Origin of the sequence: Streptomyces sp. NPDC015242, from assembly GCF_043079125.1 — a bacterium.
In the GTDB taxonomy this organism is placed as follows: Bacteria; Actinomycetota; Actinomycetes; order Streptomycetales; family Streptomycetaceae; genus Streptomyces.
This window is the reverse complement of the sequence record NZ_JBIBUF010000001.1, coordinates 960,146-975,092: the sequence shown is the minus strand read 5'-3', so window position 1 is coordinate 975,092 and position 14,947 is coordinate 960,146. Positions and strand designations below refer to the sequence as shown.

15 protein-coding genes are annotated in these 14,947 nt (G+C 72.6%); 6 read left to right on the top strand and 9 right to left on the bottom strand.

Annotated features, from left to right (window positions below; genetic code table 11):
* Positions 1-71: 71 nt before the first annotated feature.
* On the bottom strand, positions 72-227 hold the full coding sequence (locus tag ACF07N_RS04340; RefSeq protein ID WP_392108161.1) for a hypothetical protein: 156 nt from the start codon (positions 225-227) through the stop codon (positions 72-74).
* A gap of 10 nt (positions 228-237) precedes the next feature.
* A complete protein-coding gene (locus ACF07N_RS04335; protein WP_392108158.1) occupies positions 238-891 on the bottom strand; it encodes a transcriptional regulator in 654 nt (217 codons plus the stop codon).
* A 306-nt stretch (positions 892-1,197) separates the two neighbouring features.
* Between ACF07N_RS04335 and ACF07N_RS04330 the strand changes: the two genes are divergently transcribed.
* Entirely contained in the window at positions 1,198-3,075 is a 1,878-nt protein-coding gene (locus ACF07N_RS04330; protein ID WP_392108155.1) for a LamG-like jellyroll fold domain-containing protein, read from the top strand.
* Positions 3,076-3,173: 98 nt separating this feature from the next.
* Here ACF07N_RS04330 and ACF07N_RS04325 read toward each other — a convergent pair whose 3' ends face one another.
* A complete protein-coding gene (locus ACF07N_RS04325) occupies positions 3,174-3,719 on the bottom strand; it encodes an AAA family ATPase (protein WP_392108152.1) in 546 nt (181 codons plus the stop codon).
* 36 nt (positions 3,720-3,755) lie between these two features.
* Entirely contained in the window at positions 3,756-4,418 is a 663-nt protein-coding gene (locus ACF07N_RS04320; RefSeq protein ID WP_392108149.1) for an HAD family hydrolase, read from the bottom strand.
* A gap of 163 nt (positions 4,419-4,581) precedes the next feature.
* Between ACF07N_RS04320 and ACF07N_RS04315 the strand changes: the two genes are divergently transcribed.
* Positions 4,582-5,733 (top strand): S1 family peptidase, encoded by a 1,152-nt coding sequence (locus tag ACF07N_RS04315; RefSeq protein ID WP_392108146.1) that lies wholly within the window; start codon positions 4,582-4,584, stop codon positions 5,731-5,733.
* 205 nt (positions 5,734-5,938) lie between these two features.
* Here the strand turns inward: ACF07N_RS04315 and ACF07N_RS04310 are convergent, their stop codons facing one another.
* Both ACF07N_RS04310 and ACF07N_RS04305 read right to left on the bottom strand, forming a co-directional pair.
* Positions 5,939-7,369: a serine/threonine-protein kinase gene (locus ACF07N_RS04310; protein ID WP_392108143.1), complete on the bottom strand. Its 1,431-nt coding sequence runs from the start codon at positions 7,367-7,369 to the stop codon at positions 5,939-5,941.
* A gap of 283 nt (positions 7,370-7,652) precedes the next feature.
* Positions 7,653-7,937, bottom strand: coding sequence for a hypothetical protein (locus ACF07N_RS04305; protein WP_392108140.1), 285 nt, complete (start codon positions 7,935-7,937; stop codon positions 7,653-7,655).
* 263 nt (positions 7,938-8,200) lie between these two features.
* On the opposite strand from ACF07N_RS04305, the gene ACF07N_RS04300 reads away from it, so the two are divergent.
* Entirely contained in the window at positions 8,201-9,019 is an 819-nt protein-coding gene (locus tag ACF07N_RS04300; protein ID WP_392108137.1) for a helix-turn-helix domain-containing protein, read from the top strand.
* 82 nt (positions 9,020-9,101) lie between these two features.
* Here ACF07N_RS04300 and ACF07N_RS04295 read toward each other — a convergent pair whose 3' ends face one another.
* Entirely contained in the window at positions 9,102-9,581 is a 480-nt protein-coding gene (locus tag ACF07N_RS04295) for an ATP-binding protein (RefSeq protein WP_383333430.1), read from the bottom strand.
* Positions 9,582-9,886: 305 nt separating this feature from the next.
* Between ACF07N_RS04295 and ACF07N_RS04290 the strand changes: the two genes are divergently transcribed.
* Positions 9,887-11,365, top strand: a complete 1,479-nt coding sequence (locus ACF07N_RS04290) for a cellulase family glycosylhydrolase (RefSeq protein WP_392108134.1) — start codon at positions 9,887-9,889, stop codon at positions 11,363-11,365.
* Positions 11,366-11,438: 73 nt separating this feature from the next.
* Here ACF07N_RS04290 and ACF07N_RS04285 read toward each other — a convergent pair whose 3' ends face one another.
* On the bottom strand, positions 11,439-11,705 hold the full coding sequence (locus ACF07N_RS04285) for a hypothetical protein (RefSeq protein WP_392108790.1): 267 nt from the start codon (positions 11,703-11,705) through the stop codon (positions 11,439-11,441).
* A gap of 293 nt (positions 11,706-11,998) precedes the next feature.
* On the opposite strand from ACF07N_RS04285, the gene ACF07N_RS04280 reads away from it, so the two are divergent.
* Both ACF07N_RS04280 and ACF07N_RS04275 read left to right on the top strand, forming a co-directional pair.
* On the top strand, positions 11,999-12,913 hold the full coding sequence (locus ACF07N_RS04280) for a diiron oxygenase (RefSeq protein WP_392108131.1): 915 nt from the start codon (positions 11,999-12,001) through the stop codon (positions 12,911-12,913).
* A gap of 38 nt (positions 12,914-12,951) precedes the next feature.
* Entirely contained in the window at positions 12,952-14,601 is a 1,650-nt protein-coding gene (locus ACF07N_RS04275; RefSeq protein ID WP_392108128.1) for an FAD-dependent oxidoreductase, read from the top strand.
* Between the two features lie 68 nt (positions 14,602-14,669).
* Here the strand turns inward: ACF07N_RS04275 and ACF07N_RS04270 are convergent, their stop codons facing one another.
* Positions 14,670-14,906, bottom strand: coding sequence for a hypothetical protein (locus ACF07N_RS04270; protein WP_392108125.1), 237 nt, complete (start codon positions 14,904-14,906; stop codon positions 14,670-14,672).
* Between the last annotated feature and the right edge of the window lie 41 nt (positions 14,907-14,947).

Here is a 14,947-nt window from a genome sequence, read left to right as displayed (position 1 = left end):
TGGCGCGTCGTCGGCGGTGGCGTCGGCGGTGGCGGTCGTCGGCGCGCGGGCGGCCGTGCCGCACCGGCCGGTCAGCCGGCGTCCGCGACGGCCCGGACCTCCACCGCGGCGCTGCGGGAGGAGTGGCCCACCCGGGGTGCCGGGTCCGTGCTGTCCCTGTCCCGCTGAACGGGCGGAGCGGGGCGGGCGGCTCGCGGGGGCTCGGCGGGCGGGCCGTTGGTGCTCACGGCTGCTCCTTCACCGGACGTAGTTGTAGACGGTCGCCCGGGACACGCCGAGCAGGCCGGCGATCGTCCGGGCGGCGTCGCGCTGGTCGAACCAGCCGTCCGCGTGCAACTGCCGTACGAGCGCCTGCTTGTCGGCGCGGCACAGGGACCTGGGGGCGGCAGCGCGCTGCGCGGACCATGCCTCCACCGCCTCCCGCAACTCGCGCGTGCCGCGGTCGCGCAGGGTCTCCAGTGGCTGGTCGCCGTGCTCCGTGCCGGTGGCGACGAGCTGGGACAGGGCGAGTGTGACCGGTGACAGCACGGACACGTCGAGGTTCACGCACAATGCCGCGATGTAGCGGCCGTCGGCGTTCTTGATGCCGATGGAGGTGCTCTTGGCCGGGCGGCCGTCGGGGAAACGGTTGGGGTAGTTCTGGATCACGTCCGGGTACTGCGGGTCTTCGACGCGGCGCAGCCCGAGCTCGGTGGCCGGGTCGCCGATCTCGCGGCCGGACAGGTTGTTCTCGATGGCGCGTACGGCGTGCCGGGGATCGCGCAGGTCGTGCAGGACCACCTCGCACAGACCGGGGAACATCCGGCCGAGCGCGACGACGATCTTCTCCGTCTCCCGGATGAGGTGTTCGTCGGCGTCGACCGGCTTGCCGGCGTCGGTGGTGCGGTTCACGTCCCTCCCTTCTCTGCCGTTGCCGGCGGCCGCCGGTGGGGAGAAGGCCCGCCCACCATTCTTGGACTCGGATTCCAGATCTGGACAGCGATCCTAGGCGCGGTGGAGGGGCCTGTCCAGCTTCGCTCCGGCCTGCGGCGGGCTCGCCGGCCCTGCCGCCGCCCGAAGTCGGCGGCGGTTTCCGGCCGTCCGTGTTCGAGCGCTGTTCAGTCGATCGTCCCGGCGTGGTCACGGCGGCCGGAGACAGTGACCCGCAGCTCAGCCAGTCACCCCTCACTCCCTTCCCCTCTGCGACAAGGAGCGGGTATGACCTCCGCCGATTCCTCCCAGCCCGGCAGACGCGGCCTGTTGCAGGCGGCCGCGGCGATCCCCGCCGTCGGCGCCGTGAGCGCCGCCGCGGCGGCCGCCGGTGTCCGTCCCGCGCACGCCGCCCCGTCCGCGGCCCGCCCGGGGCGCTTCGACCCCGCCTCCCCGCGGTTCGGGCTCGCCGTACTGCCCGACACGCAGTACCTGTTCGACGCCGACAGCGCCGACCCCGAACCGCTGCGCGCCACGTTCCGCTACCTGGTGGACCGGCGCGCGGACGCCAACGTGGCCTTCATGACGCATCTCGGCGACATCACCGAGCACGGCACACGCGAGGAGATCGACCTCGCCGCACGCACCTTCCGCCTGCTGGACGGTCGCCTGCCGTACAGCGTCCTGGCCGGGAACCACGACATCGCCTCCGGCGACGACCAGCGAGGCGACACGCCCTACCTCGACGCCTTCGGACCCCACCGCTTCGCGTCGGCGCCCACCTTCCGCGGTGCCTCCCCCGACGGCTACAACAGCTACCACGTACTGCGCGCGGCCGGCCGCGAGTGGCTGGTCCTCGCTCTGGACTGGCGGGTCTCCGACGCCGGTCTGCGCTGGGCCCAGAGCGTCCTCGACCGGCACCACACCCTGCCCGCCGTCCTGACGACGCACGACCTGGTGTGGGCCGGGGACGACGGCACGGCCCACCTGTCGGACCACGGCACCCGCATGTGGGACAAGCTGATCCGCCGCAACGACCAGATCTTCCTCGCGCTCGGCGGGCACTACTGGCCGCCCGGCCGCACCGTGCTGGCCAACGACTTCGACAACGATGTCCACCTGCACATCACCAACTACCAGGACCGCTACTACGGTGGCGCGGGGATGATCCGCCTCTACGCCTTCGACCTCGCTCGGGGTGTCATCGACGTGGAGACGTTCTCCCCGTGGTTCCTGGCCCGCGACGCGGCCGACCGCGCCCCGCTGGAGGCCGAGACCCTCGAACTGACCGGCCCCGTCGACCGGTTCAGCCTGGAGATCGACTTCGCCGACCGGTTCCGGCGGTTCGCTCCCCCCGTCGCGCCGAAGCCGCGCCCGGCCTCCGCCGTGATGCCGCGCGGCACGCTCGCCTACTGGCGGTTCGACTCCTCCGGAGCGGCACTGCCGGCGGCGGGCGCCCCCGTCCCGGACGGGACCGTCGTACGGGACCTGTCCGGCAACGGCAACGACCTCACCGTGAGCCGGCTGCCCGGCGGTGACGCCGAGTTGCTGACCGTCTCCGCCGACCACCACCCCGGGCAGCCCGCGCACGCCAGTCTCCGCTTCGACGGCGGCAAGGACCCCGACCGCGCCGCCGTCCTCACCACCGGTCCGCGCGCCCGCCTGAACAGCGAGAAGTTCCTGCGCGGCTACACCATCGAGACGTTCGTGCGGCTGCCCGAGCCGTTCGAGGGCGACCACGCGTGGATGGGCATCCTCAGCTGGCAGGGCCGCAACGGTGACGCCGGCAAGACCACGGGCTGGTCCCCGCTGGAACCGACGTGCAGCCTCAACGTCTCCCCGGAGCGCTTCCTGCAGTTCGTGGTCTACCCGGAGCGCCAGGACGCGGACCCGACCTCGTGGAGCCACGCGATCCCGGTCGGGCGGTGGACGCACATCGCCGTGGTCAACGACGCGCGCCGGACCGTCGTGTACGTGGACGGTTCGAAGATCGCCCGCAATCCCTCCCAGCCGTCCACCGGCATCGCCACGCTCGGCAAACCCTTCGTGCTCGGCGCCACGCAGTTCGACGAGAAGTTCGGGCAGGGCTTCTACGGCTGGATGGGTGACACCCGCATCGTCGGACGCCCTTTGTCTCCGGCCGAGTTCCTCGCTCCCGTCGGCTGAGCGTGCGGACGCGTGCGGCAGGGCCGCCCGGGCGCCACGGGCGGCCGAGGCGGCGCTGACGGGCGTCCGGCCCCGGTGGGCGTGACCGCCGACCGGGGTCAGCGGTCCGACGGGGGCAGACGGGCCAGGCCGGTGTCGCGCATGATGCGGTCGACGGTCCGGTGCAGGGTGCTGTCGGCGCCGATGACGGCCTCGGCGCCGCCGGGCAGCAGGTCGCGCGGCCGGTACCAGTCGCGCAGCTGCGCCTCACCGACGTCCTCGGCGATCGGCTTGGTGGCGTGCCGGATGAGGGTCTCGGCGAACGGCACATCCAGGTAGTAGCCGTACGTCGGGCCCCGGTGGTCGGCGCGCAGGGCCGCGAGCATCTCGCCGTAGCGGTCGGCGTGGAGGATGCCTTCGACCACCACGTGGAAGCCGGCGTCCAGGGCATGGCGGGCGGTCAGGCCGATCAGGCCGATGTTCGCCGCACCGGGACGGTCCCGCTCGCGGAGCACGACGCGGCGGAGGTTGTCCTGCGCGACGATCGCGAGTCCGCGCCCGAAGCGCTCGCGCAGTCCGGCCGCCACGGACGACTTGCCCGAGGCGCTGTTGCCGCGCAGCACGATCAGCCGGGTCTCCTCCGTGCCCACCCTCACAGCGGTCACGCTACCCGCGGCCCGGCAGACCCGAACTTCACCTCGTCAGGACGCGGTTGGTTCCTTCGCTCCGATGACGTGGCCGATGGCGGAGGCGACGTCGTGGGCGATGTGCGTGGGCCGGCAGGCGCCGTGGGTCCAGGGCTGCCCGTCCGTCACCCACACGCTGCGCAGCCCCAGGCTGTCGGCGCCCGCGATGTCGGCGTGCGGGGAATCGCCGATCACCCACGCGTCCGTGAGGGGCGCGCCGACGGTCGCGGCCGCCGCCCGGAAGATCTCCGGTTCCGGCTTCTTGTGGCCGACTGCTTCGGAGACGACCCAGCCCTGGACGAGCCGGTCGAGCCCGGTGTTGCGGATCTTCGCCTCCTGCTGGACCGTGCGCCCGTTGGTGACGATCACACAAGTCCAGCCGCGCCTGCGGGCGTTGCGCAGCGCCTCGGCCGAGGAGTCCGCCAGGACGACGCGGTCGGCGGCACCTTCGTCGAGAAGGGCCTGGATCGCGGCAGCCGGGACCGCACCGCCGTACCGGCCGGTCAGGGCCGCGGCGACCTGCCGGCGCGGGGTGTAGCCGGAGGCGTCGACGGTCAGGACCCAGGGGAGATCGCTGACGGGCAGGCCGTGTTCGGCGAGGAAGTCGGTGACGGCGGCCCGGAAGGCCGCGTCGCGGTCGACGAGGGTGTTGTCGAGATCCACCAGCAACAACGGCATGGACGGCAGTAGAGCACGGATCGCGGCGTACGGCACGTGTGGCCGCACATGGTATAGACCCATCCATGATCACGGGCTAGGATCTGCCGCGCACCCCCACGAGAGCGCTCTCAAGCATTGCTGTTCCACCCCCACCCTGCTGGAACAACGAAGGGTCACTCCCTTGAGACGCACCACACTCCTGCGTACCGGACTGTCCGCATTCCTGCTGTTCGGCACCTGGGCGACCGCGAGCGCCCTGCCGGCTTCCGCGGCGGACGCGTCCACCCCGTCCGCCGAAGCCCCGGCCTCCCCCGCACTCATGGCGGCGATGCAGCGCGACCTGGGACTCACCCGGGACCAGGCCGAGACGCGCCTGGCCGCGGAGAAGGCCGCGACAGCCGTCGAACGCAAAGCGCGCAGCGCCGCCGGACCGGCCTACGCCGGCTCATGGTTCGACGCCGGCAGCGGCCGGCTGACCGTCGCCGTCAACCGCGCCGCACGGGCGGACGCCGTGCGCGCGACCGGAGCGGCCGTACGCCTCGTGCGCCACGACGCGGCGCGCCTCGACGCGGCGAAGAAGCGCATCGACGCCCTGTCGGCGCCCGCCGGAGTCGGCAGTTGGCACGTCGACCCGAAGTCCAACGCCGTCGTCGTGAACGTCGTCGCCGCACACCGGGACGACAACGATGTCCGGGCCTTCCTCAAGCGGGCCCGCCAGGCCGGACCCGTGACCGTCCGCGAGACGTCCGCCGCGCCGCGCACCTTCGCCGCCGGCACCGTGGGCGGCGACCCCTACTACACCGGCAACGTCCGCTGCTCCATAGGGTTCTCGGTGCACGGCGGCTTCGTCACCGCCGGGCACTGCGGCTCGGCGGGCTCGGCGGTGTACGGCTGGGACCGGTCCTACATCGGCAACTTCCAGGGCTCGTCCTTCCCGGGCGACGACTACGCCTGGGTGAACGTGGGCAGCGGCTGGTGGACCGTACCGGTGGTGCTGGGCTGGGGCACCGTTCCCGACCAGCTCGTGCGCGGCTCCGCCGAGGCACCCGTCGGGGCCTCCGTCTGCCGGTCCGGTTCCACGACGCGCTGGCACTGCGGCACCGTGCTGGCGAAGAACGAGACGGTGAACTACAGCCAGGGCGCGGTGTACCAGATGACCAAGACGAGCGTCTGCGCCGAGCCGGGCGACTCCGGCGGCTCCTTCATCAGCGGCGACCAGGCCCAGGGCGTCACCTCCGGCGGCTGGGGCAACTGCAGCGGCGGCGGCCAGACCTGGCACCAGCCGGTCAACGAGATCCTCAACCGCTACGGGCTGAGGCTGCACACCGCCTGACCGGCACGACCGAGCGGGTCTCCGGCCGGTCACGCCACCGGCCGCCGGGGCCCGCTCGGACTTCTGCCCCGGCCTGCCCGGCGCGGGCCCCTCCACCACGTCCTCACGTCCCGGCCGGGCCCCGCGCGGAGGCCCTCTCCGCTCCGCCGTTCGGCCGACACCTGCCGCGGGGACGGCGGCCGTCGCCGCCGTCGCCCACTGCTCCTCACCGGGCGTGGGCCGGCTTCCTGCCCGCCCCGTTCTTCCGTGCCTCGCCCGGCGGTCGGGCGGGGGCCTTGGCCTTCCGTGCCGACGTGGCGGGTTCCTTCCCGGAACCGGCGGACGTCGAGCCGTGACGGGTGGCGGACTCCGTGCGGCTGGGAACACGCTCGCTCAGCGGCTCGGTGGACCCGGAGGGACCGGTGGGGCCGGTTGGACCGGACGAGTGCGGGGGCGCCGACGCGGGGGGCGTGCTGTCGTGGGCCGGGGTGCCCGAAGAGGCGGAAGGGGTGCCCGGATCGGGGGCGGAGGGGGCTGCCTCCGGCGCTGCCCGGTCGGCGGCGTCGCGATGGGACGAGCCTTCGCCGACGATCAGACCGGCGGCGACGAGCGCGGCCACCGCGGCGGCGGCGCCCCGCGTGCGAAGCCGGCCACGGGCGGACAGGAACCGCGAAGCCCTCTCAGGGGACGCCGTCGACGCCTGCGGAGTCCAGGGTTCCCGCGCGGCGGGCGACCAGCCGCGGTGTGTGGCATCCGCCCGATCCGCGACCGTGGGCGGTACGACGCCGAGGACGGGCCGCGCACCGGACACGGCAGGGCCTGCCGCGCTCGTTCCGGCGAGACCGGCCAGGGTTCGGGCGCAGTCGCTCGCCGTGGGGCGGTCCTGCTCCTCCAGGCTGGTCATGTCGCGCAGCAGCGCGGCGAAGCCGTCGGGCAGGAAGTCGGGGAGGGCGGGCGGACGATGCAGCCGCGCGATGGCGGACTCGAGGGGGCCACCCTCGTACTCGAGGCGGCCGGTGACGCTTTCGAGCAGGACCAGGCCGAGCGCGTAGATGTCCGCCGGCCTGCCGACGGGCCGGCCCAGCACCTGCTCGGGGGAGAGATAGGCCGCCGTGCCGGTCATGGTGCCGGTGGCGGTGCGAGTGGTCGCGTCCAGCAGACGGGAGATGCCGAAGTCCGTCAGGTGCGGCTCGCCGGAGGAGTCCAGGAGGATGTTGGACGGTTTGACGTCCCGGTGGACGATGCCCGCCTCGTGGGCGTGGGCGAGGGCGTCGGCCAGCGCGGCGCCGAGCGCGGTCGCGGCCCGGCAGGACAGGGGCCCCTCGGCGATGCGGGATTTCAGCGTGGGCCCGTCGATCAGCTGCATGACCAGGAAGGCCTCGCCGTCGTGGTGTCCGGCGTCGAAGGCGGTGACGAGCCCGGGGTGCTGCAAGCGGGCCAGGATCACGGTCTCGCTGCGGAACGCCTCCTCCGTGTCGAAACCGGTCCCGGCGCGGAAGACCTTCACCGCGACCGGTCGTCGCAGCCGCAGGTCGAGTCCCCGGTACACGTCGGCCGCGCCGCCCGAACCGATCCGCTCATCCAGACGGTAACGCCCCGCCAGGATGCGGGCGCAGCCCCGCATGGCCCGGGCCTCCCCCAGCTCGCGCAGTCCCACCTCGGTCTCCCCAATCCGCACACTCGCCGCTCGGCCGCCTGTCGTCGACGGGCCGCCGAACGCAGGTACCCACCTATCGGCCGCTTGCACAACGCAGGTGGGCCCCGCCGGTTGCCCGTGGGGAGATGGCCACGCTCGAACAGGGGCGTGGGGCTCGCGGACCGGAGTCCGGTGGGAGCGCGGAGTCGGGCTCCCGTCACGGGCCGGCCGACCGGGCGGACGCCCGCCGGTGGCCCCCTCGCCCGTCAAGGGCCGGAAGGAAGCCACCGGCGGCGTCACCTGCTCAGCGGTTGGTCCACAGGTTCCACTTCCAGGGCCACATGGTGCCCTCGGCGCACTGGTAGCGGTCCCAGTGACCGCGGTCGATGCCCTGCTGGCCGGCGGTCTGGCAGCCGCTCAGGGTCATGTACTTGCCCCGGTGGATGTCGAGGCTGTCGGCCGCCTGGACCGCGGACACCCGGTGGGGTGCCGCGCCGGGCGCGGCGACCGCCGGGGCCGCGGCGCCCAGGCTGCCGAGTCCGATCGCGGCGAGGGCGGCGAAGGCGGACAGTGCGGTGCGTGCACGCATGATGAGGATCCTCTCGATGGGTGGGAGCGGTCCGTGCGCGATTCCGTCGGCACGGCCACGAACGCCGGTGCGCTCACCCACAGGGGTGATCCGCTCGGCCGGTATGCCGAGTTTGCGCAGGAAACGGCAGCCCTACAACCAGATCCCGGTTGCTTCACCGATGTCGGGATAAATACAGTCCTGACCTGCTGGGACATGCCTGTCCCGGGACATGGGACAGCCGGCGGGACAGCGTCGTCCCCCTCGCGGAAGGGCTCCGACCGATGACCGGCCGACGTGAGGAACCCCGTGCAGCCGCACGGGAACTGGGAAACGCCCTGCGTACTCTCCAGCAGCAGTCCGGGCGCCCCCTGCGCGCCCTCGAGGCTCAGGTCAGAATCAGCGACTCGTCCCTCTCCCGCTACTTCCGTGGAGAGATCGTGCCGAGCTGGCCCGTGGTGCGGGACGTGTGCCGGGCGCTCGGGGCGGACCCTTCCGCGTACCGGGCCTTGTGGGAGGCGGCGAGCCCGGCCCGTCCCGAGGCGCCGCCCGCCACCGGGGCCAGCACTGACGACGGCAGCGGCAGCGGCGAAACCGTCGGACTCTCCCCTTCGCAGGACCGCGGCACGCCGCGCGGACGGTGGTCGCGCCGCCGGTTCGTCACGGCGACCGTCGCCGCTGCCGCCGTGGGCGCACTCGTGGCCGGCCTGCTGCTGTTCCTCACCCGGCGGGACGACGATGCCGGTTCACCGCCTGCGCACGGCTCCACGGCCCGGGCCGGTGGCACGGCCGGCGTCCTCGTCCACAACGTCGAGAAGGCCTGCCAGAAACCCCGCACGCACACCTGCGCGCTGTCCCTGGCCTACAACCCCTACCGCCCTTACACCACGACCAACTCAGCCGACCGCGTGTGGCACCACGACCTGCTCCGGGCCCACTGCACCATCGCCAACGGTGTCACCGTGACCGACGAGAACCACAAGCACACCAGCATCTGGATCCAGGTCGCGCGCAACGGAGAGCGCCTCTGGCTCCCCGGCATCCGCGTCCATCCCGATCACCTGGCCCAACTGACCACCGTGCTGCCCACCTGCGCCCCTTGAAGCCCGCCCGAGTCGGCCCGCCCGAGTCGCCAGGCCTCCTCGTACCCCCGGCCTCGCGCCGAGGTGACAGGGCGTCACCGGTCTACAGCGGCGTCCGGCCGGTGACGTCGCCCGACGGGTCGTCGAGCAGGGCGATGCGGGCGGTGATGCGCTTGCCGACCGGCTCGCGCTGCGCCTCGAAGCCCTGGGCGACGGCCATGACGATCTCCAAGCCGTGCTGACCGACCCTCCCGGCGTCGGCCGCCCTCGCCACCGGCAGCACCGGGTCGGAGTCCCACACCATGACCTCGACCATGTCGCCGGTGATCCGCAGGTCCAGCAGCACCGGGCCGGGCGCGTACTTGCGGGCGTTGGTCACCAGCTCACTGACCACGAGCTGGGTCGACTCCATCGCCCGCCGCGAGACCGGAAGACCGTGCTCGCCCTGCACCCGGGTGAGGAAGTCGGTTGCCAGACGGCGGGCCTGCGCGATGTCCGATCCGTCGCCGTCCAACGCCACAGCCGTCTGAATGACCCGCTCATCCGGTGCGGTCCCGTCCTCGCCCAAGGGAACTGGTTCCATCGCGGCCACCTTCACTACCCCGTTCACACCCCGCACCTACCCCCACCCACGTCCTGCACGCCCTCCCCTTCTCGCCGACGGAGAACAATACGGTGAGTGAAGCTCTGGGGGTGCCAGTATCCCCGACCCGCGCACCGGGCGCGCCTCTGTGTACATGACAGCCACACCGGACTCTTGCCTGCCGCACCGCGCTGCGCTACTCCTTTAATCGTTAGGAAAGTTTCCTTCCTTCCGTCCAGCGGTACCGCGGCCTCCCCGTGCCGCGACCGCCGGGATCCCCCCACCCGATGGAGTGAGTCCTGACCATGAGTTGGCTTCGCTCGTCCCCTTCCACCCGGCACGGCTACGCCACCGCCGGTGCCCTGGCGATCGCGCTGGCCGCGGCCACCGCCCTGCCCGCCACCGCGGCCGCCCCGGCCGGCGCGGTCGCCTCACCCCGGGCCACCGCCGTGTACGAGGCGGAATCCGCCACCGTCTCGCGCGGGGCGGTGGAGTCCGACCACACCGGCTTCACCGGGGCCGGCTTCGTCGACTACGACAACGTCCAGGGCAGTTACGTCCAGTGGACCGTCGACGCGCCGCAGGCCGGTCCCACCACCCTCACCCTGCGCTTCGCCAACGGCACCGCCGCCGACCGCCCCATGGACATCACGGTGAACGGTGCCGTCGCCGCCGCCGGCAAGGCCTTCCCGGGCACGGGGGCGTGGACCAGCTGGACCACCGCCACGCTCAGCGTGAACCTCAAGGCCGGGGCGAACACCATCAGGGCGACCGCCACCACCGCCAACGGCGGACCCAACGTCGACCACATCTCCCTGCAGTCACCCGGCGGCCCGGCCGCCGGCACCCCCGCCGCCGTCAACGGGCAGCTGCGGGTGTGCGGGACGAAGCTGTGCAACCGGTACGGGAAGCCCGTGCAGTTGCGCGGCATGAGCAGCCACGGGACGCAGTGGTACAGCCAGTGCCTCACCGGCGGCTCCCTCGACGCCCTGGCCGGGGACTGGCGGGCCGACGTCCTGCGCGTGTCCACCTATGTTCAGGAAGGCGGCTACGAGACCGACCCCCGGCGCTTCACCGACCTGGTGCACGGCCTGATCGAGCAGGCCACCGCACGCGGCCTCTACGTGATCGTGGACTGGCACCAGCTCACCCCGGGCGATCCCCACCACAACCTGTCCCGCGCCAGGACGTTCTTCACGGAGATCGCCCAGCGGCACGGGAACAAGACCAACCTGCTCTACGAGATCGCCAACGAGCCCAACGGCGTGAGCTGGGCGAGGATCAAGTCCTACGCGGAACAGCTGATCCCGGTCATCCGGCAGCAGGATCCCGACACCCCCGTCCTCGTCGGCACCCGCGGCTGGTCCTCGCTGGGCGTCTCCGACGGCAGCGACGAGAACGAGATCACCGCCAGCCCGGTCAACGCCGGCAACATCCTGTACACGTTCCACTTCTACGCGTCCTCGCACCGCGACGAGTACCTCGCCACCCTGTCGCGCGCGGCGGACAGACTGCCGGTGTTCGTCACCGAGTTCGGCACCCAGAACTCCGCCGGTGAAGGTGCGAACGACTTCACCATGGCCAAGCGCTACCTCGACCTGATGGCGGCGAAGAAGATCAGCTGGGTCAACTGGAACTTCTCCGACGACGAGCGCTCCGGCGCCGTGTTCAAGCCCGGCACATGTGACGCCAACGGCCCCTGGATTGGGACGGCACAGCTCAAGCAGGCCGGGGTGTGGATCAGGGACCAGATCCGCACGCCTGACGACTTCCCGACCAGCTGAGCCCGGCCCACCCGCCCCGCCCGTCGCGTCAGGACGGGCGGGGCGCACTCCTGCCGTCGCCGCACAGGCCGGGTCAGGGGCTGTCGCCCCGCCAGTCCAGGTGGCGGTCGTCCGCCGTCCGGAGCGCGTACCGCGCACGGCCGCCCGGGCCGTGGGCCCCTATCTCCGTGCGCAGGGCCACGCCCTCCCGCAGCTCCCACTCGGGTCGGCCGGTGACGTCCAGCAGCAGGCCGTCCAGCGGGCCCCCGACCAGCTCTGCGTAGACACGGTCCGGCCGGGGCCCGGCATCGTCGTGGTCGGCGCCGTACACCCGGCCCCGCATGATCTCCGCCCAGTCCATGCCCGTCAGCATCGCACCCACCACTGACAACGCCGCCTCCCGAAGATCCGGCGTACTGCTTCTTACTGGGGGGTAGGCCCGGCCTGGACCCTTGTTATACATTCCGTCTAACAAGGAGGTGCGCGGCGACGCCACCGCACACCGCCCTTGGCCCCGTCACGCCCGGCGGCACACCCCGGCCCCCGCGCGCACCGACGGAGGATCCCTCCGGCATCGGGACGCTGCCGGAGCCACCGCGATCGCATGCGCCACGACGGAGACGGACCGTCACTCGAGACTGAGGAGTTGGGAGCATGGCAAGCAGCACCGCCCGGCCGCGAGTCGAGCACGGCACTCAGGCCGGTGAAGTCGCCGGCCGGCTGCTCGATTCGGCCGCGACACTCTCCTACGACCCCCTGACGGAGGTCGACTGGGAGACACCGCTGGACAAGGACTTCCACGGCGCCAGCCCGGAGTGGAGCACCCTGTACGGCACCTCGTACTGGAACGAGCTCACCGAGGCGCAGCGCAAGGAGCTGACCCGGCAGGAAGCCGCCTCCGTGGCCAGCACCGGCATCTGGTTCGAGATGATCCTGCAGCAGCTGATCCTCCGGGACGTCTACGCCAAGGACCCGACCGACGAGACGGTCCAGTGGGCGCTCACCGAGATCGCGGACGAGTGCCGGCACTCGATCATGTTCGCCCGGGGCGCCAGAAAGCTGCAGGCACCGGCCTACCGGCCGCGCCGTCTGGCGCTCGAACTGGGCAGGGCCTTCAAGACCTTGGCGTTCGGCGAGGCCGCCTACGCGGCGATCCTCGTCGCCGAGGAAGTGCTCGACGTCATGCAGCGCGACTGGATGCGGGACGAGCGGGTCGTGCCGTTCGTCAGGACCATCAACAACATCCATGTGGTCGAGGAGTCCCGCCACATGAAGTTCGCCCGCGAGGAGACGCGCCGGCACCTGGCGAAGGCCGGGCCGGTCCGCCGGCACATCCACGCGTTCGTCATCGCGGTGGCCGCCTACGTCATCGTGACGAGCATGGTGAACAAGTCCGTGTACGCCAACGCCGGACTCGACGAGAAGCGGGCGCTCGCCGAGGCACGCGCCAACGAGCACCACAAGGCGATGATGCGCTCCAGCTGCGCCGGCCTGATGGAGTTCCTGGCCTCGGCCGGGCTGCTGACCAAACCGGCCCTGGCGTTCTACCAGCGTGCCCACCTGATCTGACCGACCCACCGGCAGCGCTGCCGAGCAGAGCGGACCCCATGACCTACGCCATCACCCAGACCTGCTGCGCCGACGCCACCTGTGTCGCCGTCTGCCCGGTCAACTGCATCCACCCCACCCCGCAGGAACGGGCCTTCGGCAGCACGGAGATGCTCCATGTAGACCCCAGGGCCTGCATCGACTGCGGTGCCTGCGCCGACGCGTGCCCGGTGGACGCGATCGTCCCCGTGGACCGGCTGTCCGGCCCGCAGAAGGTGTACGCCGAGATCAACGCGGCCTACTTCGCGGACGCTCCGGCGCCCGAACCCGCCGAGGACAGCCCGAACTTCCACGCCTGGGACAGACCCACGTTCGACCGGACCCTGCCGGCCGACTTCCGTCCCCTGCGCATCGCCGTCGTCGGCACCGGACCGGCCGGCATGTACACCGCCCAGGACCTGCTCCTGCACACCAACGCCGACGTCACCCTCATCGACCGGCTGCCGGTGACGGGTGGTCTCGTGCGGTACGGCGTCGCCCCCGACCACCCCACGACCAAGCAGATCGGCGACACCTTCGCCCGCTTCCACTCCCATCCCCGGGTGCGGATGCTGCTGGGGCTGGAGGTCGGCGAGCACGTGTCGGCCCATGAGCTCGCCGAGCACCACGACGCCGTCGTGTACGCGGTGGGGGCGTCGGGCGACCGGCGGCTGGGCGTCCCCGGTGAGGACCTGGCGGGCAGTGTGCCGGCCACGACGTTCGTGGCCTGGTACAACGCCCATCCCGACGTGGCTCCCGACGCGGTGGACCTGTCCGCCGAGCGCGTCGTCGTGGTCGGCAACGGCAATGTCGCCCTCGACGTGGCCCGCGTCCTGGTCACCGACCCGGAGCGGCTCGCCGGCACCGACATCGCCGACCACGCGCTGCGCGCCCTGCGCGACGCCGCCGTCCGCGAGGTCGTCGTCCTGGGCCGGCGCGGTCCGGAGAACGCCGCCTGCACCCGGCCCGAACTCCTCGCCCTGACCCAGCTGCCCGGTGTGGAGCTGGTCGTCGACGACCACGACCCCCTCATCGGCAGCGCCATCGACTCCGCCGGGCCGCACGAACTCGCCGCCGTGCTGCGGGACGTGCGGCGCGAGCAGGTGGACTGGTCGCAGCCGCCCGGCGCGGGCCGCCGTATCGTGCTGCGCTTCCACTCCGCGCCCACGGAGTTCGTCGGGGGCGACGACGCGGCGGTACGGGCGGTGCGTGTCACGGGCGCGAGCGGCGAGACGTCTCTGTCCACCACGACGGTGCTGCGCGCCATCGGCTACCGGGGCACTCCGGTGCCGGGACTGCCGTTCGACGAGGCGACCGGAACGGTTCCCCACGACAAGGGACGGGTGGCCGGGCTGCCGGGTGTCTACGTCGTGGGGTGGATCAAGCGGGGATCGTCGGGAGGCATCGGCGCCAACCGGGCGTGTGCCGCCGAAACCGTGACCAGTCTGCTCGCCGACGCCGTCGAGGGTGTCCTTCCCGCGCCCGCCCACCCGGCGAAGGCCTTCCGGCGCCTGGCGCGGCGCCGCGCGCCCCGGCTCGTGGACGCCCGCGGCATGGCGGCCATCGACCGGACCGAGCGTCTGCGCGGAGAGCGCGACGGCAGGCCGCGCGCCAAGTTGGCCACCGTCACGGACCTGGTGACGGCCGCCCGGCGCAGATCACTGCTCTGAGGGCGTGGGCGCAGGCGCCCACCGCGGCACGCGTCCCACCGGCGCCGCGGTGCGGCGCCGGTCCGGCGTCACTCGGCCGCCTCGCCGCCACGGCGTGCCCGCGCCCGCCGACCCGCCCTCGTCGCCTTGGCCATGAGCCGCTCCCGGCCCGCCGACAGCAGGAGAGCCAGGGGCGTGACGAGCAGACCGATCAACAGGGCCGGGCCCCAGTCCATGCCGTCTCTTCGGTAGCGCATGATCAGCACGACGCAGACATAGGTCAACAGGACGATCAGTGCGTTCTTCAGGGGTTTGGGCGGCGTCATGAGCACGCAAGTGCCCTGATCCGTCCGGGAGATGGCGGAAC

Coding starts and splice junctions, on each gene's coding strand:
- ACF07N_RS04330 (WP_392108155.1), top strand. CDS start 1,198: ATGACCTCCGCCGATTCCTCCCAGCCCGGCAGACGCGGCCTGTTGCAG.
- ACF07N_RS04320 (WP_392108149.1), bottom strand. CDS start 4,418: ATGCCGTTGTTGCTGGTGGATCTCGACAACACCCTCGTCGACCGCGAC.
- ACF07N_RS04305 (WP_392108140.1), bottom strand. CDS start 7,937: ATGCGTGCACGCACCGCACTGTCCGCCTTCGCCGCCCTCGCCGCGATC.
- ACF07N_RS04300 (WP_392108137.1), top strand. CDS start 8,201: ATGACCGGCCGACGTGAGGAACCCCGTGCAGCCGCACGGGAACTGGGA.
- ACF07N_RS04295 (WP_383333430.1), bottom strand. CDS start 9,581: ATGGAACCAGTTCCCTTGGGCGAGGACGGGACCGCACCGGATGAGCGG.
- ACF07N_RS04290 (WP_392108134.1), top strand. CDS start 9,887: ATGAGTTGGCTTCGCTCGTCCCCTTCCACCCGGCACGGCTACGCCACC.
- ACF07N_RS04285 (WP_392108790.1), bottom strand. CDS start 11,705: ATGGACTGGGCGGAGATCATGCGGGGCCGGGTGTACGGCGCCGACCAC.
- ACF07N_RS04280 (WP_392108131.1), top strand. CDS start 11,999: ATGGCAAGCAGCACCGCCCGGCCGCGAGTCGAGCACGGCACTCAGGCC.
- ACF07N_RS04275 (WP_392108128.1), top strand. CDS start 12,952: ATGACCTACGCCATCACCCAGACCTGCTGCGCCGACGCCACCTGTGTC.
- ACF07N_RS04270 (WP_392108125.1), bottom strand. CDS start 14,906: ATGACGCCGCCCAAACCCCTGAAGAACGCACTGATCGTCCTGTTGACC.